At 66.3% G+C, this 20713-nt stretch carries 22 protein-coding genes and 1 tRNA gene; 7 read left to right on the forward strand and 16 right to left on the reverse strand.

The window, feature by feature from the left end; all coding sequences use genetic code 11:
* Nucleotides 1-2: 2 nt before the first annotated feature.
* Both H7J86_RS18085 and H7J86_RS18090 read right to left on the reverse strand, forming a co-directional pair.
* Complete coding sequence (locus tag H7J86_RS18085; RefSeq protein ID WP_267292441.1) at nucleotides 3-2021, reverse strand: glycoside hydrolase family 183 protein; 2019 nt, start codon at nucleotides 2019-2021, stop codon at nucleotides 3-5.
* A 90-nt stretch (nucleotides 2022-2111) separates the two neighbouring features.
* Nucleotides 2112-2477 carry a hypothetical protein gene (locus tag H7J86_RS18090; RefSeq protein WP_090354376.1) on the reverse strand — a complete coding sequence of 122 codons (366 nt, stop codon included), beginning with the start codon at nucleotides 2475-2477 and terminating at the stop codon, nucleotides 2112-2114.
* An 84-nt stretch (nucleotides 2478-2561) separates the two neighbouring features.
* Between H7J86_RS18090 and H7J86_RS18095 the strand changes: the two genes are divergently transcribed.
* Together H7J86_RS18095 and adhP are read left to right on the forward strand one after the other, a co-directional pair.
* Nucleotides 2562-2861 (forward strand): type VII secretion target, encoded by a 300-nt coding sequence (locus H7J86_RS18095; RefSeq protein WP_267292443.1) that lies wholly within the window; start codon nucleotides 2562-2564, stop codon nucleotides 2859-2861.
* 100 nt (nucleotides 2862-2961) lie between these two features.
* On the forward strand, nucleotides 2962-4023 hold the full coding sequence (gene adhP, locus H7J86_RS18100; RefSeq protein ID WP_267292445.1) for an alcohol dehydrogenase AdhP: 1062 nt from the start codon (nucleotides 2962-2964) through the stop codon (nucleotides 4021-4023).
* Here the strand turns inward: adhP and H7J86_RS18105 are convergent.
* The 3 genes from H7J86_RS18105 to H7J86_RS18115 all read right to left on the reverse strand — a co-directional run bounded on the left by H7J86_RS18105 (nucleotide 4020) and on the right by H7J86_RS18115 (nucleotide 5594).
* A complete protein-coding gene (locus H7J86_RS18105; protein ID WP_267292447.1) occupies nucleotides 4020-4424 on the reverse strand; it encodes an HNH endonuclease in 405 nt (134 codons plus the stop codon). The two genes, adhP and H7J86_RS18105, sit on opposite strands and share 4 nt — an antisense overlap.
* A gap of 48 nt (nucleotides 4425-4472) precedes the next feature.
* Nucleotides 4473-4544: transfer RNA gene (locus H7J86_RS18110), tRNA-Thr, on the reverse strand.
* 18 nt (nucleotides 4545-4562) lie between these two features.
* A complete protein-coding gene (locus H7J86_RS18115; protein ID WP_090354382.1) occupies nucleotides 4563-5594 on the reverse strand; it encodes a hypothetical protein in 1032 nt (343 codons plus the stop codon).
* 135 nt (nucleotides 5595-5729) lie between these two features.
* Here H7J86_RS18115 and H7J86_RS18120 point away from each other — a divergent pair, with 135 nt between their 5' ends.
* The gene (locus H7J86_RS18120) at nucleotides 5730-6449 is read left to right on the forward strand and encodes a response regulator transcription factor (protein ID WP_024453738.1); all 720 of its coding nucleotides are present in this window, start codon (nucleotides 5730-5732) and stop codon (nucleotides 6447-6449) included.
* A 47-nt stretch (nucleotides 6450-6496) separates the two neighbouring features.
* A complete protein-coding gene (locus H7J86_RS18125; RefSeq protein WP_090354384.1) occupies nucleotides 6497-7981 on the forward strand; it encodes a sensor histidine kinase in 1485 nt (494 codons plus the stop codon).
* Here H7J86_RS18125 and H7J86_RS18130 read toward each other — a convergent pair.
* On the reverse strand, nucleotides 7969-8373 hold the full coding sequence (locus H7J86_RS18130) for an HIT family protein (protein ID WP_090354386.1): 405 nt from the start codon (nucleotides 8371-8373) through the stop codon (nucleotides 7969-7971). The two genes, H7J86_RS18125 and H7J86_RS18130, sit on opposite strands and share 13 nt — an antisense overlap.
* 82 nt (nucleotides 8374-8455) lie before the next feature.
* Here H7J86_RS18130 and H7J86_RS18135 point away from each other — a divergent pair, with 82 nt between their 5' ends.
* The gene (locus H7J86_RS18135; RefSeq protein ID WP_267292449.1) at nucleotides 8456-9679 is read left to right on the forward strand and encodes a bifunctional glycosyltransferase family 2/GtrA family protein; all 1224 of its coding nucleotides are present in this window, start codon (nucleotides 8456-8458) and stop codon (nucleotides 9677-9679) included.
* 5 nt (nucleotides 9680-9684) lie between these two features.
* On the opposite strand, the gene H7J86_RS18140 is transcribed toward H7J86_RS18135, so the two are convergent.
* Nucleotides 9685-10530, reverse strand: a complete 846-nt coding sequence (locus H7J86_RS18140; protein WP_267292451.1) for an LLM class flavin-dependent oxidoreductase — start codon at nucleotides 10528-10530, stop codon at nucleotides 9685-9687.
* Nucleotides 10531-10684: 154 nt separating this feature from the next.
* Here H7J86_RS18140 and H7J86_RS18145 point away from each other — a divergent pair, with 154 nt between their 5' ends.
* Nucleotides 10685-11665 carry an Lrp/AsnC family transcriptional regulator gene (locus tag H7J86_RS18145; protein WP_267292453.1) on the forward strand — a complete coding sequence of 327 codons (981 nt, stop codon included), beginning with the start codon at nucleotides 10685-10687 and terminating at the stop codon, nucleotides 11663-11665.
* Here the strand turns inward: H7J86_RS18145 and H7J86_RS18150 are convergent.
* The 9 genes from H7J86_RS18150 to H7J86_RS18190 form a co-directional block, all read right to left on the reverse strand.
* Complete coding sequence (locus H7J86_RS18150) at nucleotides 11662-12483, reverse strand: SDR family NAD(P)-dependent oxidoreductase (RefSeq protein ID WP_267292455.1); 822 nt, start codon at nucleotides 12481-12483, stop codon at nucleotides 11662-11664. The genes H7J86_RS18145 and H7J86_RS18150 overlap by 4 nt on opposite strands.
* A gap of 28 nt (nucleotides 12484-12511) precedes the next feature.
* The gene (locus tag H7J86_RS18155) at nucleotides 12512-12928 is read right to left on the reverse strand and encodes a nuclear transport factor 2 family protein (RefSeq protein ID WP_267292457.1); all 417 of its coding nucleotides are present in this window, start codon (nucleotides 12926-12928) and stop codon (nucleotides 12512-12514) included.
* A 66-nt stretch (nucleotides 12929-12994) separates the two neighbouring features.
* Entirely contained in the window at nucleotides 12995-14128 is a 1134-nt protein-coding gene (locus tag H7J86_RS18160; RefSeq protein ID WP_090354395.1) for an NDMA-dependent alcohol dehydrogenase, read from the reverse strand.
* 91 nt (nucleotides 14129-14219) lie between these two features.
* On the reverse strand, nucleotides 14220-14768 hold the full coding sequence (locus H7J86_RS18165) for a nuclear transport factor 2 family protein (RefSeq protein WP_267292459.1): 549 nt from the start codon (nucleotides 14766-14768) through the stop codon (nucleotides 14220-14222).
* Nucleotides 14769-14780: 12 nt separating this feature from the next.
* A complete protein-coding gene (locus H7J86_RS18170) occupies nucleotides 14781-14987 on the reverse strand; it encodes a ferredoxin (RefSeq protein ID WP_090354399.1) in 207 nt (68 codons plus the stop codon).
* A 4-nt stretch (nucleotides 14988-14991) separates the two neighbouring features.
* On the reverse strand, nucleotides 14992-16350 hold the full coding sequence (gene cyp51, locus H7J86_RS18175; protein ID WP_267292461.1) for a lanosterol 14-alpha demethylase: 1359 nt from the start codon (nucleotides 16348-16350) through the stop codon (nucleotides 14992-14994).
* A complete protein-coding gene (locus tag H7J86_RS18180; RefSeq protein ID WP_090354402.1) occupies nucleotides 16347-17210 on the reverse strand; it encodes an SDR family oxidoreductase in 864 nt (287 codons plus the stop codon). Before H7J86_RS18180 ends, cyp51 begins: the two co-directional genes overlap by 4 nt.
* Nucleotides 17211-17222: 12 nt before the next feature.
* Complete coding sequence (locus H7J86_RS18185; RefSeq protein ID WP_267292463.1) at nucleotides 17223-18425, reverse strand: cytochrome P450; 1203 nt, start codon at nucleotides 18423-18425, stop codon at nucleotides 17223-17225.
* A complete protein-coding gene (locus H7J86_RS18190; RefSeq protein WP_267292465.1) occupies nucleotides 18422-19018 on the reverse strand; it encodes a TetR family transcriptional regulator in 597 nt (198 codons plus the stop codon). Before H7J86_RS18190 ends, H7J86_RS18185 begins: the two co-directional genes overlap by 4 nt.
* A 202-nt stretch (nucleotides 19019-19220) precedes the next feature.
* Between H7J86_RS18190 and H7J86_RS18195 the strand changes: the two genes are divergently transcribed.
* Nucleotides 19221-20690, forward strand: a complete 1470-nt coding sequence (locus tag H7J86_RS18195; protein ID WP_090354405.1) for an aldehyde dehydrogenase — start codon at nucleotides 19221-19223, stop codon at nucleotides 20688-20690.
* Nucleotides 20691-20713: the final 23 nt, after the last annotated feature.

Genomic DNA, 20713 nt, shown 5'->3' on the forward strand with positions numbered 1-20713 from the left:
CGCTACAGCTTGGTGAGGTCGGTCTTCATCAGCATGACGTTGTACTGGCTCCACAGCGACAGGTTCCAGTACAGGTCGGTGCCGGTGCCGACGGTGGACGGCGACCAGGGGTGCAGCATGGGGGCGTAGATGCCGCCGTTCTGCTGGGTCATCAGCACCGTCGGCGCCGACCAGGTGCCCTCCGGGCTGTCCGACGTGCGCAGGATGATGTTGTTGAACTGGTCGGCGTGCAGCACCACGTACTTGCCGAGGGTCTGGTTGTACTGCACCGACATCTCACTGACCTGGTTGCCCGGCTTGCCGATTCCGCAGGCGCCCTTCTCCTGACCGAAGACCGGGGTGGCCTTGGACGGATCGTTCTTGTACCAGCCGGCCTTGTAGGCGCCGATACCGAAGATCCCGCCCTTGCTGCCCTTGCTGTAGAACTCGTACTTGCTGGCGTCGAGGATGTCCTTCTCCGCCACCCGTGACACGTAGGCCGAACCCTGTCTGCTGTTCGGGGTGCCGTACGAGTAGACGTACCCGTCGCCGGGTCGGATCAGCGCGGCCTGCTGGAATTTCGCGTTGCCACCGAAGTTGGTCCGCACGCTCTTGGGTGAGATGTACCAGTTCTCGCCGTTGTCTTCGGAGTAGGCGATCGCCGAGTAGTTGGTGGTCCACTGCCCGGCTGCGCCCCACTGCTTGACCGACATGAAGCTCAGATATTGCGTGGCACCGTATTTCGTGCCGGGGGTGGGTACCGAGATGCCCGCGGTGGGGATCAGTGTCACGCCGGTGGGCAGGCCGGACGGCAGCCGCTCGGGCAGGATGATCTGCCGCGCGTAGGTCTCACCCCACAGTGGCGAGCCGCCGAACATGTTGCCGTTGAGCCACTGTCCGGCCGGAATGGTCATCCCGTCGGACAGGTTGGTGTCGAAGCTGCGGAACAGGGTGTTGAGCCGCCACGTGCCCGTCATGTTGGGGCCGCCGAAGGTGTCGCCGAAGGCGATGAGAACCTGGTGTTCGTTGATCGGGGTGGTCGGATCGTCGGGGATCCCGTTGTCCCACATGGTGCCGACATCGGTGCCCCAGATGCCGAACCGGTTGTAGGTGTCGTTCGGGGCGAAATTGCCGGTGACCCAATCGACGAAGCTGGTCGACGGACTCAACTGCTGTCCCGGATAAGGGAAGCCGGGTCGCGGGTTCAGAGTGGTCGCGGCCAGCGCGAGGCTGGTGGTGTCGGTGGCGACACCGCCGGTGGCCGCTGCGCTGCGCGGGTTGATGGCCGTCAGAAGGTGGTCGACCTCGCGGCGGGCGAACGCGAGCAGTGTCCAGCTCAGTACTGGCTGGACCGGGGAATTCGCGGTGTTGTTCAGCGCCCAGTCGAGTGCACCCGCGACCGCCTTCAGGACGGCGGTGACGGGCTTGCGCAGTACGGCCGGGACCGGCACCGGGGCGGTCGTGGTCGGGGCTGCCGTCTGCGAGGCGATGGTCAGGGCATTGGCGAAGACCGCGACCGAGGCCGCGGGTTGCACCGTCGAGGACACGGCCGAGGCGGTGGTGGCTGCGGACTTCGTGTCGGCAGGAGCCGGATCGGCAGCGGTGGTCGCGGTGGTGGCTTTCGCCGTCTTGGTGGTTGTGGTCGCGGCGGTGCGCGCGGTTTTCTTCGGCTTGGCCGGCTTCTCGGGCTCGGGCGTCTTCTCGGGTGTCTTGGTGGCCGTGCTTGAGCCGGTGTTGGTCTGGGCGCTGACCACCACGCCGTCGGCGGGCTGGGTGGTGGTGCCGGTCTTGGGTTCGGTGTCCTTGGAACCCGCGGGTTCGGTGTCGGTCGGCTCCTGGGCCTTGGTCTCGGCAGTCTTGGGGTCGGTACCGGTCTTGGGGTCGGTGTTGTCGGCGGTCTTCGTGTCCGAGGTGGCGTTCTGGGTGCCTGCGGTGCTCGTGTCGTCGGCCGCCGCGATGCCGTGACCTGTGGCGATCGCCGTGCCCACACCCAAGGCCATGGCCAGGCCGCCGATCCGGCCGATATATGCCGCTGCGCCCATGCCTGCGTCCTCCGTCAATCGCGCGGGGCACTCGTCAGTGCAACCCGCTCCATTTTCGCAGCGGAGACCACATTTGTTACACGAATCCCATCAGTCACTCAGGCCGGCTTCGCGCAGTGCGTCCTCGTACAGGCTGATCGCCTCGTCGATGCCGGTGTCCACCCAGGCGTCCACGGCCGCGACCCGGTCGGCGACCAGCTGGACCTGGTTGACCCACGTTTCGAAGCCCGGATCACGGCGCAGCGCGTCGAGCTGCGCCGTGCTGCCCTGGATCAGGAAGAAGCCCCCGAGTTCCACACTCTGTGGGCGCAGGATCACCGTGTCGAACCGCTCGATCCGCCCGTCACGGGCCGCCGCCTGCAGGTAGTCGCGGGACTTCCGCAGCACATCCAACGCGTTGGTCTCGCGACCCCGCGATGGCAGCCCCCATGCCACCCAGAATCCGGCCTCGGCCATGACGGTTCCTCTCTGTCGGATGTCGACGAAGCTACACACGATCGATGCGCAGCGAGGTTCGGCAGCGACCTTAGACTCGAGTGCATGACCGCTCCGTTGTCCGTCGATCCTGCGGCAGTGCGGGCCGCGTCGGCGGCGCAGGCACACCTGGCGACGACGGTCGCCGGGCTCGATGTCGGCGGTGCTATGGCCGCTGCCGCCGAAGGTGTGGCGAATCTGGCGTCCGGTGCGGCCTGTCGGTTCGCAGGGGAGTCGTTCGCGGCGCAGGCACAGCACATGACCGATGAGATGTCCGGCTACGCCACCAACTTGGCGGCCGCCGCGTCGACCTACGAGCGGGCGGACGAGCAGCTCGGCGACCGACTGGGTGAGACCTTCCGCTGAATCATTCGGCGTCGTCCGCTCGTCGCGGAAGGCCTTCGGGTTCTTCGGTCAAGGTCCAAAGACCCTACGCACCGGGACCGTTCCGGGCTGGAATCACTACATGACCAGAACACTGAGCAGTCCTGCGACCGGTGCAGCCACCGACTTGATGCGCGCCGCCGTCGTCACCGCATTCGGTGAGCCGCTGGAGGTGCAGAATCTCGACCTGCCCACACCGGGTCCCGGGGAGGTGCTGGTCAAACTCGAAACCTCCGGCGTCTGTCACACGGATTTGCATGCTGCACATGGTGATTGGCCCGTCAAGCCGCAGCCCCCGTTCGTTCCCGGGCATGAGGGGTGTGGCACCGTCGTGGCGATCGGCGACGGCGTCGAGGATCTGAAAGTCGGCGACAAGGTCGGAAATGCCTGGCTTTGGTCGGCATGCGGACACTGCGACTACTGCCGCACCGGGTGGGAAACACTGTGCGAAGGCCAGCGCAACGGTGGCTACAGCGTCAACGGCAGCTTCGGCTCCTACATGCTGGTCAACGCCGCCTACGCGGCACGACTCCCGGAGGGTGCGGACCCGCTGGAATTGGCGCCGATCCTGTGTGCGGGCGTCACCGTGTACAAGGGTTTGAAAGTCACCGACACCCGGCCCGGTCAGTGGGTGGCCATCTCGGGGATCGGCGGGCTCGGCCACATCGCCGTGCAGTACGCCCGCGCGATGGGTCTGCGGGTGGTGGCGGTGGACATCGACGACACCAAACTCGACTTGGCCACCCGCCTCGGTGCCGAGGTCGCCGTCAATGCCCGCACCTGCGATGTGGTGGCCGAAGTCCAGAAGGCCACCGGCGGGGTCCACGGGGTGCTGGTCACCGCGGTGCACCCGCAAGCGTTCGGCCAGGCGATCGGTCTGGCGCGCCGTGGGGGCACCATCGTGTTCAACGGGTTGCCTCCGGGCGAGTTCCCGGCCCCGATATTCGACATCGTGCTCAAGGGTCTGACCATCCGCGGATCCATCGTGGGAACCCGCCAGGACATGGTGGAGGCGTTGGACTTCTACGCGCGCGGGCTCATTCATCCGACCGTGCACAGCGCGCGCCTGGAGGACATCAACGAGATCTTCGCCCGGATGGAGTCCGGTCAGATCGACGGCCGGGTTGTCATCGACTACCGCTAGTACGACAGGCCGTCGGCGTAGCGCTGCCTGCGGTAACTGCGGCCATTGCCGCGATTTCGACTCTTGTACGTCGGCAGCTGCGAGTCGCAGTTCGGGCAGATGAGTCGCAGGTTCTCGCGGCGATTGTTGGTGGGGTTCCCGTCGATATGGTCCAGGATCAAGACCAGCGGGAGGTCTTGCCACGTGCTTGCCCCGCCGCAGATTGCGCACCGGCCCGATTGTTCAGCAGCCACGTGTGCGCGGATGTAATGACCCGGAAGAGAACCGGCGCGGCCCTCGCCGGACTCCAGCCACAGATCTGTGCGCGTCCTGCGGCGGGACGCGATCTGACATGGATTGCTGCAGTAGAGCTTTTGGCTGCGCCGTGTGAGTTCGGCTCCGCAGCCCCGACACTGTCTCATGAACGCACGCTACGACGTGGGCCCGACAAGGCAGCTCGGTGGAGTTTGAGCCCCCTGTCAGGATTGAACTGACGACCTTTCGCTTACAAGGCGAGTGCTCTACCACTGAGCTAAGGAGGCGTTGTTACGCGCGATAGCTTAGCGGTCCTCGTCGATGACCCGCTCGGAGACCACCGCCCGCGGCCCGGTGTTGCCACGCCGGTTGCGCTGTCGCGGCAACGGGATGCGGCCGGCGATATTGCTGAGCGGATTGACCACCTGGCTCAGCGTGATGACCGCCTCGTGCAGCGCATCGATGGTGGGTGCGAGGGCTTCCAGTCCGGGGGTCAACCGGTTCAGGGTGTCGGCGACATCGGCCAGTTTGAGCAGCGGGCCGTCCGGGTCGGTGAGGGTGTCCAGAAGGCCGCCTTCGGCGAGCAGTCGGTCGGCAACCCCTTCTTCGCGCAGTACCCGTTCGATCAGCCCGTCGTCGGCCAGCAGCTGATCGGCCAGGCCGCCGGGTGCGATCAGCCGTGACAACGCACCGCTGTCGGTGGTGAGCCGGTCGATCAGGCCGCCCTCGGCGGTCACCTGTTCGACCAGGCCGCCCGGGGCCAGCGCCCGTCCGACCGGGCCGTTCTCGGACAGCAGCTGATCGGCGACGCCGTCCTGGCGCAGGGCCCGCTCGACCACACCGTCCTGCGCGAGCAACCGGTCCGCCAGACCGCCGGGCTCGATGACCCGGGACACCACGCCACCGCTGGCGGTGAGCCGGTCCATCAGGCCGCCCTCCGCGGTGAGCTGATCGATCAGCCCGTCCTTGGCCAGCGCGCGCGCCACCGGCCCGTTCTCGGCGGTCAGCCGGTCCATGAGCCCGCCCGGGGCGGTGAGCTGATCGACCAGTCCGCCCTGGCGCAGCAGCTGATTGATCGGGCCCTCGGGGGCCAGCGCACGACCGAGCGGGGCGTCGTCATCCATCAGTCTGGCCAGCCGGTTGGCCCGGTTGACGGCTTCGTCGAGGCCGAGCATGCCGGCGAACGAGGTGGCGCCGCTCATCTGATTCGGGTCGTTCAGCGAACGCTGGACGGTCTTGAGTGTCCCGCCGGCAATGCTCAATCCCAGGTCGGCAATAGCGAGTCCGAGCCGGACCGGAGCCGTGGCAAACTGCACGACGGTGTTGCCGAGGTTCATGGCGCCAGTCTAGGTGCGTGCGCACGGACCGCGCGGCCGGTCGAGGGGGTTATCCTCACATGGGACTCCCAGGTTCACAGGAATCTCACAGTGGGTATGCAGGATGAGTCCAAACGGCGGGTGGACAGTAGTTGTATGGCTATGGCGGCGGTACCTGAAAGCATTCCCGAAGCGCGGATCCTCGTGGTGGACGACGAGGTGAACATCGTCGAGCTGCTCTCGGTGAGCCTGAAGTTCCAAGGCTTCGAGGTGCACACCGCATCCAACGGACCGGCCGCGCTGGACAAGGCGCGCGAGGTCAAGCCCGACGCGGTGATCCTCGACGTGATGATGCCCGGTATGGACGGCTTCGGCGTGCTGCGCCGGCTGCGCGCCGACGGTATCGACGCCCCGGCCCTGTTCCTCACCGCCCGCGACACCTTGCAGGACAAGATCGCCGGACTCACGCTCGGCGGCGACGACTACGTCACCAAGCCGTTCAGCCTGGAAGAGGTGGTGGCCCGGCTGCGGGTCATCCTGCGCCGCACCGGCCGCGGTATCGAGGAACCCCGCAATGCCCGGCTGACGTTCGCCGATATCGAACTCGACGAGGACACCCACGAGGTGTGGAAGGCTGGTGAGCCCGTCTCGCTGTCGCCGACGGAATTCACGCTGCTCCGCTACTTCATCATCAACGCCGGCACGGTGCTGTCCAAGCCCAAGATCCTCGACCATGTGTGGCGTTACGACTTCGGCGGCGACGTCAACGTCGTCGAGTCCTATGTGTCCTACCTGCGCCGCAAGATCGACACCGGTGAGAAGCGCCTGCTGCACACCCTGCGCGGTGTGGGTTACGTGCTGCGCGAGCCCCGCTGATTCTCCAACGCCCGGACGGCCGGGCCATCCCGGCCAACAATGAGTACATGACCGAACAACGCCGCCGCGGTGTGCCGCTGCGGGTGGGCCTGGTCGCCGCCACCCTGGTGCTGGTGGCGTTCGGCCTGCTCGCCTCGGGGATCGCGGTCACCTCGATCATGTCGCACACCGAGGTCGACCGGATCGACCAGACCCTGTTGGATGCCTCGCGCAGCTGGGCGCAGGCGCCCCGGCGGATGCCCAGCCAGCCGACGCTGACACCCGAGGATCCGAATCCGGGCCGGCCGCCGTCGAACTTCTATGTTCGGGGCATCGGCCCGGACGGGCGCACCTGGATGGCGGTCAACGACCGCGACGCCGAACCGGATCTGCCCGATGACAACAACGTCGGCCCGGTGCCGGTCACGGTCGGCTCGGTCGACGGATCCAGGGTGGAATGGCGCGCCATGACGGTGCGCGGTCCGCACGGCGAGCTGACCACCGTCGCCATCGACCTCTCCGAGGTGCAGTCGACCGTTCGCGCGCTGATCTACGCCCAGGTGGGCATCGGCCTGGCGGTGCTGCTGGTGCTGGGTGTAGCCGGTTTCGCGGTGGTGCATCGCAGCCTGCGGCCCCTGGTCGAGGTTGAGCAGACCGCCGCGGCCATCGCCGCGGGTGAGTTGGAACGGCGTGTGCCGCAACGTGATCCGCGTACCGAGGTGGGCCGGCTCTCGCTCGCGCTCAATGGCATGCTCGCGCAGATCCAGCGTGCGGTGGCTTCGTCGGACTCCTCCGCGGAAGCTGCCCGCGGCTCCGAGGAACGGATGCGGCGCTTCATCACCGATGCCAGCCACGAGTTACGGACGCCGCTGACCACCATTCGCGGCTACGCCGAGCTGTACCGGCAGGGCGCCGCACGAGATGTGGACATGCTGATGGGCCGTATCGAGAGCGAGGCCCGACGGATGGGTCTGCTCGTCGAGGACCTGCTGCTGCTGGCCCGTCTGGATGTGCAGCGGCCGCTCGAACAGAACCGGGTCGATCTGTTGGCCCTGGCCAGCGACGCCGTGCACGACGCCCAATCGGTGGCGCCCGCTCGCCATATCCGGATGGAGGTGTTCGACGGACCGGGCACACCCGAGGTGCTCGGCGACGAAGCCCGGCTGCGGCAGGTGCTGAGCAATCTGGTGGCCAACGCCCTGCAGCACACCCCGGAATCCGCCGGCATCACGGTGCGGGTGGGCACCGACGAGCAACACGCGGTGCTCGAGGTCTGCGACGAAGGGCCGGGGATGAGCAGCGAGGACGCCCAACGGGTGTTCGAGCGGTTCTACCGCGCCGACTCGTCGCGCACACGCGCCAGCGGCGGCACCGGGCTGGGCCTGTCGATCGTCGACTCGCTGGTGCACGCCCACGGCGGCACGGTGTCGGTGCGCACCGCACCGGGCCACGGCTGCCAGTTCCGGGTGAACCTGCCGCGCATCGCGGAGGCGGCCGGAGCCGCGCCGGCGGTGACCGCCACGACCGGCGCGGATAGCGTTCAGGCCAGCTGAGCCAGGGCGGCCTTGATCTTGGCCTGGGCCTCGTCGAGCGACTCGGCCGACGGATTGCGGTCGACGCCGGCGAAGCCGAAATCGCTGAGATTGCGGGCGGGGAACACGTGCACGTGCAGGTGCGGCACCTCAAGCCCGGCGATGATGAGGCCGGCACGTTCGGCGTCGAACGCCTTGGTGACCGCCTTACCGATGAGCTGCGCCACCGACATCACCTTGTTGAACACCGCGGGATCCAGTTCCTGCCAGTTGTCCACCTCGGCCCGCGGCACCACCAGTGTGTGCCCCTGCGTCATCGGTTCGATGGTCAGGAACGCGACCACCTCGTCGTCCTCGTAGACGAAACGGCCGGGCAGATCCCCGTTGATGATCATGGTGAAGACGGTCGCCATGAGTACCGAGCATAGTCAGGGCGCAGCAAGCTCCCAGGCCGACGGCAGTGCCGTGGCAGCTCGTTACGGGAGTGTGAACGATATGACCGAGCTGGCTCGCGCCCAGGCGGACGGGGGCTTGTTCCAGCCTGCGCGGGAAACCCCCGTTCTGGACATCGTCATCCCGGTGTACAACGAGGAACACGATCTGCCCGGGTGTGTGACCCGGTTGCATCGCTACCTCGCCGAGCAGGTTCCTTACCCCACCCGGATCACCGTCGCGGACAACGCAAGTACCGATTCCACGCTTGAGGTCGCGCGCCGGTTGGCGGCCGAACTGCCCGGTGTCGAAGTGATCCATCTGGACCGCAAGGGCCGGGGCGGCGCCCTGTACACCGCGTGGATGGCCTCACCGGCCACCGTGGTGGCCTATATGGACGTCGATCTCTCGACCGACCTCTCGGCGCTGATGCCGTTGGTCGCGCCGTTGATCTCAGGGCATTCGGATGTGGCGATCGGATCCAGATTGGCCGCGTCGGCGCGGGTGGTGCGCGGCCCGAAGCGCGAATTCATCTCGCGCTCCTACAACTTCATCCTGCGCGGCGCGCTCGGTGCACGGTTCTCGGATGCGCAGTGCGGGTTCAAGGCGGTGCGCGCCGACGTGGCCCGTCAGCTGCTGCCCTTGGTGGCCGACACCGGATGGTTCTTCGACACCGAGATGTTGGTGATCGCCGAGCGGGCCGGGCTGCGCATCCACGAGGTCCCGGTCGACTGGGTCGACGATCCCGACTCCCGCGTCGACATCGTCGCGACCGCGATCGACGATCTCAAGGGCTGCTGGCGGGTGGGACGGGCGCTGGCCACCGGTGCCCTGCCGCTGCGCGAACTGCAGGCCAGTCTCGGGCGCGAGCCCCTGGTACCCGGCGTGCCGCCCGGCATGGTCGGCCAACTGGCCAGGTTCTGCATCGTCGGCGTGATCAGCACGGTCGCCTACGCCCTGCTGTTCATGGCGCTGCACGCGGCGATGGGCGCTCAAGCCGCAAACCTGACGGCCTTGCTGCTCACCGCGATCGGGAACACGACGGCCAACCGGGCGTTCACCTTCGGCATCCGTGGTCGCGCCGGGGTGGCCCGCCACCAGGCCGGCGGCCTGCTGGTCTTCCTCTTCGGGTTGGCGATCACCAGTGGGTCACTGCTGGTGTTGCACCACTTCGGTCTCACCAAGGACAAGGCAGTCGAACTGTCCGTGTTGGTGGTGGCGAACCTGGTGGCCACCCTGGTGCGCTTTGTCGCGCTGCGCCGGGCGTTCGGGGTGCATCGGCGCTAGCCGGGCTAGAGGATCGCGTCGGCGAGACGGTCGAGCTGCTCGACCCCGGCGGTCGTCGGATGGAACAGCAGTCGGTCGAACCCGAGATCCCGATACCGTCGGACCGTGTCACGGGCCTCATCGGGCGAGCTGACCATATCGTCGACGTTCACCTGCGCGTACTCCGGGCTGAACCCGTAATACCTTGCCAGGTGGTCCTTTCCGGCGGCGATCGCCTGCTCGGGTCCGAGCCCGAAGTTCACCGATGCCTGCAGATACGGGTGGCCCCCACGGCCGGCGGCCGCCCAGCCGGAGCGAATGCGCTGGACCAGTTCGGCCTGGACGTCATAGTGGCGGACAGCGCCGGCGGCCCAGCCGTCGCCGACGGTCGTCACCCGCCGGACCGTGGCCGCCGACCGTCCGCCGAACAACAAAGGAACCGATACGGGTGCGCACAACGGCGCATCGCCGGCGCCGGTCCAGAGCCGGCGCATCCGCTCGACCTGCTCGTCGAGGATCTTCCCTCGGCGGTCGAAGTCCGTTCCGGTGCTTGCGTAGTCGTCGGGTCTGTTGCCCACACCCAGACCGACGACAAGTCGTCCGCCGGATATCTGCGCCACGCCGGCGATCTGCTTGGCCAGCGGCACCACCGGATACACCGGGGCGAGAAGGACATTCGTCACCAGCGTCACGTCGGTGGTGGCGCCGGCCGCGGCGGCCAGTGCGATGAGCGAGTCGAGACCCGGGTAGCGCAGCCGGTCGATCGTGGTGACGGATTCGAATCCGCGTTCTTCGGCGCGGCGCGCCCACTCCGTGATGGCCGTACCCGCCACCCCGGCAATGTGGTTGGGCAACCCGATTCCCAGTTTCACAGCACGTCCTTCGTTTCGATCGTGTTGAGCGCGGCATTGCCGGTCAGATTCATGGTGTTCAGCATTGGCCGGTTGAGCGAGTCCAGCCAGGGATGCGCATCGAAGCGGCAAAAATAGGCAGCAAAGACGTCACATGCGTAGTGTTACTGACACTATGGAGCGTCTCGACGGTCATATTCTGCACGCGTTGCAGATCGCTCCGCGGGCGCCCTTCCGGCGGATCGCCGAGGTCATCGGCGCCGGCGAGCAGACGGTCGCCCGGCGCTATCGGGCGCTGCGCCGTGACGGCGTACTCAGGGTGATCGGAGTGGTGAACCCGAGGGTCTACGGCGAGTGCCAGTGGATCGTGCGGGTGCACGCCAAACCGGACAACGTACCCAAGCTGGCGGAGGCCTTGGTTCGTTGGCCGGAGGTGACGCACGCCAATGTGCTGTCCGGCGGTACCGAGCTGATCTGCGTTGTCCGTGCGCCGATCGGTGATACCGGCGACGGCTTGCTGCACCGCTTGCCCCGCACGTCTGCGGTCCTCGATGTCCGAGTGAACTTGGTGCTCAAGGTGTTCGGCCAGGCATCCAGTGGTCACTGGACCGGCCACGGCCGCCCGCTCAGTGCGGAACAGATCGCCGCGTTGCAACCGGCGGAGACCGCACACCCGAATCGACCTGGCCCACCGTCGCCCGATGACCAGCGGCTGATCGACGCTTTGGCCGATGACGGGCGTATCTCCGACAGTGCGTTGGCCGCACTCACCGGATGGTCACCGGCGCGGGTCAAACGCCGGTTGGCGGCACTACAGGACTCCGACACCCTGTATTACGACGTCGATGTGCTACCCGAACTGCTCGGATACACGCTCAACGCGACCATCTGGATCTCGACCCCACCCCGGCATCTCACCGCGACGGCCGAACAGATCGTGGTGCACGACGAGGTGGCCTCGGTCGTCGCGATCAGTGGCTCGGCCAACCTGATGGTCGTGGTGATATGTCGCGACGTCGAGCACTTGTATCGCTACCTGGCCGAGCGACTGGCCACCGTCGACCACATCCTGGCCTATGACGTCAGTATCCGCAGCAAGCGGCTCAAACAGGTGGGTTCGCTTATCGCGCACGGCCGGTTGATCCGTGCGAACTAACCGCCGATCAACGCGTGCACATCCTCGATCGCATACGGCGGCGTGTCCTTGTGATCCCGGTAGCCGATGAATCCTGTTTCGGGCCGGGCGAACTCACCGACGAATCCGCCGGCGGCGATGAAGATCCGGCCGGTGATGTGCGCGGCGAGGTCACTGACCAGATAGCCGTAGGTGGGCGCGACATACTCGGGCGGGGCGGCGTCCAGCGCACCCTGGGCGCTGACGTCGTCGAGCAGTCCCCGCCGGTTCAGCTCGGCGATGTGTTGCTCGTAGTCCGAGCCTTCGGACAGCCGGGTGCGCGCACCCGGGCAGACCGCATTCGCCCGCACTCCATGTTCTTTCAGTTCGGCTGCGATGGCCAGCGTCAGGCTGTTGACCCCGCCCTTGCCGGCCGGATATCCCGTACCGCCGTAGTCGCCGAGGAAAGCGAACGAACTGGTGTTCACGATGGCGCCGGAGCCCTGCCGGACCATATGCGGTGCGGCGGCCCGGCAGGTCTCGAATGCGGTCAACAGGTGTGCGTCGAGTAGTTCGCGGAACTGCGCCGAGGTGACGTTGAGGATGGATGATCCGGTGGGCTCTGCGGTGCCGGCGCAGTTGACCAGGATGTCGATGCGTCCGTGGGCAGCCACGCACGCGTCGATCAGGTCGTCGGCGACGTCCGGGTCGGCCGGCGATCCGGCGATGCCGAGGCCCGAGACCCGCTGTGCCGCTTCGTCGGTGGCTTCCCGGTCGCGGCCGTTGACCACGACCGACGCACCCTGGGATGCCAGTAGTTCGGCGACGGCCAGGCCGATCCCGCGGGTCCCGCCGACCACGACGGCAGCGCGGCCGGCCAGCGGCGCGCTAATCGGCCTTCGCCTCGGTGAACTCCATGGCGTCCATGTTCCAGTAGCCGCGCAGATTGGTGATCAGGCCGGCGTCATTCACCCGGTAGGTGAATACGCCTCGCACACTGGCGACGAAGCCGTTCGGGAATTCGGTGCGCAGCAACAGGATGTAGGCGATCTCGGCCGGCGAGCTGGACGGGAACGTCGCCTCGCGGGTGACGGTCAGCTTGTTGGGCCCGATGTTGGTGTCGTAGAACGCTGCCAGTGCTTCCTTGCCGCGCACCCCGGTACCGCTCGGATTGGTGACCGCCTCGCCGATCGGGTCCTCGACCAGGATGTCGTCGGCCATCAGCGCCAGCCAGCCTTCGCGGTCGCCGGACTGCACGCAACGCCAGGAAGCCTCGGATGCGATGACGACGGGTGACTCGGTCATGGTGTCCTTTCAGCGATTCGGCGCGCTTACCCGCGGTACTCGCAGGTAAGCGCGCCGAAATCACGATTAACGATCGGCGTCCGTGTACCGGATGACGCCGCGGATGTTGCGGCCTTCCAACATGTCCTTGTAGCCGTCGTTGATCTGTTCCAGCTTGTACTGCCTGGTGACCATGTCATCGAGGTTGAGCCGGCCGGCCTTGTACATCGACAGCAGCTGAGGGATGTCGTGATGCGGGTTGCCGCCACCGAAGATGGTGCCCTGCAGGCGCTTCTGCAGCAGGGTCAACATCGACAGGTTCAACTTCACATCGTTGCTGGCCATGTTCGCGACCGCGGTGGCCACGACGGTGCCGCCCTTGGCGGTGATGTTCATGTAGTGGTCGATGTCCTCGCCCTTGAGCTCGCCCACTGTCACGATCGTCTTGTGCGCCATCCGGCCGTTGGTGACCTCGGCGACTCCGGCCATCGCGGTGAAGATATCGGGATAGGCGTGCGTCGCGCCGAACTTGAGTGCGTTGTCGCGTTTGAACTCCACCGGGTCGACCGCGAAGACGTTGCGCGCGCCGGCGTTGAGCGCACCCTGCAGGGCGCCGGTGCCGACACCACCCACACCGACGATGACGACATCGTCACCGGGGCGCACGTCACCGCTGCGAACCGCGGACCCGTAGCCGGTGGTCACACCGCAGCCGACCAGGCAGGCCACCTCGAAGGGGATGGACGGGTCGATCTTCACCACCGAGCTCTTGTGCACCACCATGTAGGGGCTGAAGGTGCCCAGCAGGGTCATCGGGATGACCGGCTGGCCGTTCTTGGCGGCGTGGATGCGATACGTGCCGTCGGACACCGCGGTGCCGGCGAGTAGTCCCGCGCCCAGGTCGCACAGGTTGCGCAGGCCTTCCTGACACGCGGGACATTCACCGCAGGAGGGGATGAACGACAGCACGACGTGGTCACCGGGTGCGATGTGGTCGACTCCGGGGCCGACCTCGGTGACGATGCCGGCGCCCTCGTGCCCGCCGAGCACCGGGAATCCCGCCATCGGTATATCGCCGGTGACCAGGTGATGGTCCGAATGGCACATGCCCGAGGCTTCCATCTGGATCTTGACCTCGTCCTTGACGGGATCACCGATCTCGATTTCCTCGATCGACCACGGCTGGTTGAATTCCCAGATCAGAGCGCCTTTGGTCTTCATATCTCCTGCTTTCGACGAGAGCCTCGAACTCCAGACTAGAGCCTCTAGTTAGCCACATCACACTGCCCCCAAGCAACTGCTTGGTGGTGATTCACCAGAGCGGAACGGGCGCCTCGCCGAGGGGGTAGTAGCCGGGCAACTTCTCGCCGGCCAGTGAGCGCTCGATGCGCTTCTGCATGGTCGGGGTGAGGTCGCCCGAGGTGATCAGGTCCATGAACGCCTTCTGCACGTGCCCGAAGTCGAAGAAGTCGCGCTGCCACTCGATCTGCAGCTGATCGTTGAGCCGGAACCAGCTGCCTCCGATGCCGTAGATCTCGGAGGTGGTGCCGTCGGACTTCTTGGCGATCTGCTTCCAGAACCCGACGATCTCGTTCTGCTTCTCGTCGATGAGCACCTTCTGGTACTCGTAGACCCAGTTCTCCAGGCCTTCCATCTCCAGTCCGAGCGCGACATCGCGGATCTCGTCCCGGCCGATGCACATGACGTCTTCTTTGGGGCCGATGTTCCAGCCGTAAGTGGCGTCCTCGGTATAGAAGTCCGCCAACGGTTTCCAGTCGCCGGCCGCTTCCGCGTCCTGGTTGGCCTTGAGCCAGCGCTGGGTCCAGTCCTCAAGTGCCTCGCGTGTTGACGATGACGCCATTGTCGTTGCCTTTCAGTCTTTTTCGATGAGGGAAAGAGCTCGGGTGGGACACATGTCGATGGCCCGTTCGACATCCTCGCGGAGCTCGTCGGGCGGTTCCGGGTCGAGGATCTCGACGACTCCGCGTTTGGGTACCTTGAAGACGTCGGGGGCCTCCAGCTCGCACATGGCGTGGCCCTGGCACAGGTCCTCGTCGAGTTCGATTCGGTAGCAGCCCACCGAACTAGTCCTTCACACGCTTGCGGTAGCGGACCTTAGCCGGCCGGGCCAGCTGCACCACCATCTTGGAGTGGTCGTTCTGATAGCTCTCGGGAGGCTGCGCCATCTCGAACTCATACTCGCGCAACAGCACCGAGAAGATCGCCTTGATCTGCATCTGCGCGAACGCCGCACCCACGCACCGGTGCCGGCCGGCACCGAACGGGATCCAGGTCCACCGGTTGATCAGGTCCTCCTGGCGCGGCTTGTTGTAGCGGTCCGGGTCGAAGGCATCCGGGTTGGGGAAGTCCTCGGGGATGCGATTGGAGATCGCCGGCGAGGCGGCAACCATCTGGCCCTTGTGGATCGGGTGTCCGGCGACCTCGAACTCGTCCTGGGCGACCCGCATCAGGATGATCAGCGGCGGATGCAGGCGCAGGGTCTCCTTGAGCGCGTTATCGATGTTCGGAATCTGGCGCAGCGCATGGAAACTCACCTCCTGGCCGTCGGCATACAGCTCGTCGAGCTCGTTCTGGACCTTGGTGTAGAAGTCGGGGTTGCGCAGCAGCTCGATCAGCGTCCAGCTCGACGTGCCCGAGCTGGTGTGGTGCCCCGCGAACATCAACGAGATGAACATCCCGGTGACCTCATTGGCGGTGAAGCGCGGATTGCCGTCCTCATCCTTGATCGAGACCAGCACGTCCAACAGATCACGATCGCTCTTGTCGGTGGGCGGGTTCGCGATTCGGCCGTTCATGACCTCCTGCACCAACTCCACCAGGTTGGCCCGGGCCTCGTCGCGAATGCGGAAGCTCTCGATGGGCAGGTAGGGGTCGACGTAGCAGAGCGGATCGGTACCGCGCTCGAGCAGGTGGTAGTAGTTCGCGAACCGCGAGTCCAGCTGGTTGCGGAACTTCTGGCCGATCAGGCAGGCCGTCGAGGTGTAGATGGTCAGTTCGGCGAAGAACTCCAGGAGATCTATCTCGCCACTGTCGCCCCAGTCGGCGATCATCTTGCGGACTTCGTTCTCGATGGTGGCCGCGTGGCCCTTCATCTGCTCACCGCGCAGGGCGGTGTTGTGCAGCATCTCGGCCCGGCGCTCGGGGTCGGCATCGAACACCACTCCCTCGCCGAAGATCGGCGTCATGAACGGGTAGGCCTCGGCCTGATTGAGCTCGCTGTCGGTGGACCGGAAGAAGAACTCGTTGGCCTCCGCGCCGGACAACAGCACCACCTGCTTGTCGGCAAGCTGGAACCAGCCGGCGTCACCGCATTCCTGGCGGATCCGCCACATCAGGCCGATGGGGTCGGTGCGGAACTCCTCCAGGTGGCCGTGTTCCTCCTCGCCACCGGAAACGCGTTCCACCTCTTTGAGATCGCTCACAGTGCTGAACCCCCTGTCGCTTCGCTCCCGCCCGCAGAAGCAGGCATCCCTTCTTCACCGAGAGCCAGCTTCTGGCGGTCCTTGACGTCGGCCAGCGGAGCCTCGGGCTGGAGTTCCATGTTCGCGATGAAGCCGCCGCGCGGCGTCTCGGCGACGAACGTGATGGCCCGCGCGAGATCGTCTGCGCGCAGGAAGTAGTCGTGACGCGCCTGACCCCACTTGGCCCAGTCCTCCAGCGCGGGGCCGATCAACTCGGCGGGCAGGCTCCAGCCCATCGACGTCTTGGTCGGTCCGGGATGCACGATCGAGGCGCGCACGCCCGTGCCTTCCAGCTCCATCTGGTAGTTGGTCACCATCGCGACCAGGGCGGCCTTGGCGGCTCCGTAGGCGCCCATGTGCGGCCGCTGACGCAGTGCCACATCGGATCCGACGAAGATGAGGTCACCGCGCCGGCGTTCGATCATGCCGGGCAGCACCGCGGTGGCGAGCCGGTTGGCGCCGACCAGGTGAATCTGGATCTGGGACTCGAACTGTTCGGTGCTGATCGAGTCGAGCTTGCCGAAGTAGGTGTCGCCGGCGCCGGCCACCAGAACCTCGATCTCGCCGAGGTCGGAGGTGGTCTGCTCGACGGCGGCCTTCACCGAATCGGGGTCGGTGACGTCGAGGTGCACGGCGATGGCCTCGCCGCCGTCGGCGCGGATCCTGCCGACGATCTCATCGAGCTTCTCCACTCGGCGGGCACCGAGTGCCACCGGAAAACCGTTGCGGGCGAGTCTGATCGCGGTCGCCTCGCCGATACCGGAGGAGGCGCCGGCGACCAGTGCCGGACGGCGGGCGGGCAGGGGATCGAAACGAGGCATTCAGCGGGCCTTTCAGCGGGGCTGGACGGTGATGGGTAGGTGAGCGAATCCGCGGACGCTGCTGGAGTGGACGCGGACGGCGTTGGCCTCGTCCACCTCGTACCCACGGATTCGCTTGAACAACTCGGTCAGTGCCACCCGGGCCTCCATGCGCGCGAGGTGTGCGCCGAGGCAGAAGTGGGCGCCGCTGCCGAAACTCACCAGCTTCGGACCGATCTCACGGTCGATGCGGTATTCGTCGGGGTTCTCGAAGACGCGTTCGTCGCGGTTGGCGGAGCCGATCAGCAGGACCAGCACATCGCCCGCCGGAACGGTGGTGTCGTAGAAGGTGAGGTCCTCGCTGACCAGCCGGGCCAGGATCTGGCTGGAGGCGTCATAACGCAGTGTCTCCTCGACCCACGGGGTGACCAGGTCGTGGTCGTCGAACACCGGGGCCAGTTGGTCGGGGTTCTTGGCACCCCAATATGCGGCGTTGGCAAGCAATTTGGTGGTCGTCTCGTTACCGGCCACCACCATGAGGAACAGGAACGCCATGATCTCGTCATCGGTGAGCCGGTCGCCGTCGATCTCGGCCTCGACCAATGCCGAGGTCAGATCGTCGGAGATGTTCTTGCGGCGCTGTTTGACCATGTCGGCGTAGTAGACCAGTAGTTCACCGGAGGCCTCGATGGCCGAAGCGGGTACATCGGGCACGCCGTCCTCCCGGTGCATCACGCCGTCCGCGAGCGCGCGGATCCGCACCCGGTCCTCGTCCGGCACCCCCATCAGCTCGGAGATGACGTCCATCGGCAACTTGCCCGCGAAGTCGTCGACATAGTCGAACGTGGTGCTCTGCAGCGCAGCGTCCAGATGCTGGTGGGCGATCTCGGTGACCCGGCCCTCCAGTTCGCGGATGCGCCGTGGCGTGAAGCCTTTGGACACCAGCGTGCGCAGCCGGAGATGCCCGGGATCATCAAGTGCCAGAAAGGACATCACGCGGTGGGCTTCGTCATTGCGTGAGATCGGATCCAGGGACACGCCATGGCGGTTGGACAGGGTGACGCTGTTGCGAAAACCCGCCAGCACGTCGCTGTGGCGCGACAGCGCCCAGAACTTGCGCTGTTCGTTGTGGTACAGCGGGGCTTCATCGCGCAGCCGCTTGTAATACGGGTACGGGTCCTCGTGGAAGTCGTAATCGTAGGGGTCGAGGATCGGCTCGACGGTGTTGAGGCTCATGTGTCATCTCCGAGGAGAAGGCCGACCACATAGCTCAGGCGATCGGCGATCTGGTGGTAGGTGAAGGCGCCGCTGCCGGCATTGACCAACGCGCCGAAGTACGTCATCTCGAGGGCGGAGACGACACGGGGGTCTGCGTCCGGTCCGACGGCCGACCGGATACGCCGGTGGATCTCGGAACCGATCCGATCACGCACTTTGCGTACCGTGGGGTCGCCACCGGTCAGCAGGGCCGCGGTGCACGCCGCGGCGACCTCGGGTTCGTCGGCGACCACCAGGGCCAGGCTGCGCAGCGCCTGTTGTACCCGGCTGATCAGGCTGTCGTTGACGTCGGTGAAGTAGGGCACCTGCTTGACCAGGTCCAGGTAGACCTCGGCGATCAGATGGTTCTTCGACGAGAAGTAGGTGTAGGCCGTGGCCGGGGCGACCTTGGCGCGGGCGGCGACGGCGCGCACCGTCAGATCCGAGTAGGACGACTCGCGCAACATCTCCATACCGGCAGTCAGGACCTTGCGGAAGGTCTCCTCCTGGCGGCGGTTACGCGGCGTCTCCGCCGTCTGGCTTGTGGCGGCTACCACGGCATCGCTGGACACATGTCCAAGTTATCCGATATGGCCCGTTCGGGGCAAGTTCCATGTGCAAAGTTGCAGGAAAATAGCGCTATTCGCGATGCGGAAGTAATCCGGTCTTGCCACTGCGACGCGGCTGAGGTTATGGTTCGAAGGAGTGTCACCGGACAGTTGTCCAGGAACGGACCGGCTGGGATGGCCGGATGGATGTAACAGGAGAGTGCGGATGTCGCTGATCGCCGACCGCGAGAGCCGATTGCTCATCGACGGCAAGCTGGTCACCGGAAGTGCGGGCACGTTCGAGACCGTCAACCCCGCCACCGAGGAAGTTCTCGGGGTGGCGGCGAACGCCGATCAAGCGGATATGTCGGCTGCGATCGGGGCGGCCCGCGCGGCCTTCGACGACAGCGATTGGTCGACCAACACCGAGCTGCGGGTACGTTGCCTGCGCCAGTTGCGCGAGGCTCTGCAGGCGAACGTGGAAGAACTGCGGGAGCTGACGATCTCCGAGGTGGGTGCGCCACGCATGCTGACCTCGGGTGCCCAGCTGGAGGGGCCGATCGATGATCTGGCGTTCTGCGCCGACACCGCGGAGACCTACCAGTGGCGCACCGAGCTCGGATACGCGACACCACAGGGAATTCCGACCAACCGCACCGTCGCCAGGGAGGCTGTCGGCGTCGTCGGTGCGATCACTCCCTGGAACTTCCCGCACCAGATCAATCTCGCCAAGGTGGGACCGGCGCTGGCGGCCGGCAACACCCTGATCCTCAAGCCGGCCCCGGATACCCCGTGGGCGGCCGCGGTGCTCGGCGAGATCGTCACCGAGCACACCGATTTCCCGCCCGGCGTGTTCAACATCGTCACCTCCGATGACCACGGTGTCGGCGCGCTGCTGTCCAAAGACCCACGGGTCGACATGGTTTCGTTCACCGGATCGACCAACACCGGACGCGCCGTGATGGCCGATGCCGCGGTCACCATCAAGAAGGTGTTCCTCGAACTCGGCGGCAAGTCGGCGTTTCTGGTGCTCGACGACGCGGACCTGGGTGGCGCCTGCGCGATGGCGGCCTTCACCGTTGCCATGCACGCCGGACAGGGCTGCGCGATCACCACCCGGCTGGTCGTGCCGAGGGCCCAGTACGACGCCGCCGTCGAGGCGGCGGCGGCGACCCTCGGCGGTATCAAGCCGGGCGATCCCCACAGCAAGCGCACCGTCTGCGGCCCGGTGATCTCGGCCCGGCAGCGTGATCGTATCCAGGGCTATCTGGACTCGGCGATCGCCGAGGGTGGCCGGTTCGCCTGTGGTGGCGGACGGCCTGCGGACCTGGACACCGGTTACTTCATCGAGCCGACCGTCATTGCCGGCCTGGATAATTCGGCCCGGGTATCTCGCGAAGAGATCTTCGGTCCGGTACTGACGGTCATCGCTCACGACGGTGACGACGATGCGGTACGCATCGCCAACGATTCGCCCTACGGCCTGTCGGGCACGGTGTTCTCCGGTGACGACGCCCGTGCGCAGGCGGTCGCCTCGCGGCTGCGCGTCGGCACGGTCAATGTCAACGGTGGCGTCTGGTACTCGGCCGACGCGCCGTTCGGCGGCTACAAGCAGTCCGGAATCGGCCGTGAGATGGGCGTGGCCGGCTTCGAGGAATATCTGGAAACCAAGCTCATCGCGACCATCGCGACCTAGAGCGAATACACACACCAACATTG

The organism is Mycobacterium hackensackense, from assembly GCF_025822555.1.
Lineage (GTDB): Bacteria > Actinomycetota > Actinomycetes > Mycobacteriales > Mycobacteriaceae > Mycobacterium > Mycobacterium fluoranthenivorans.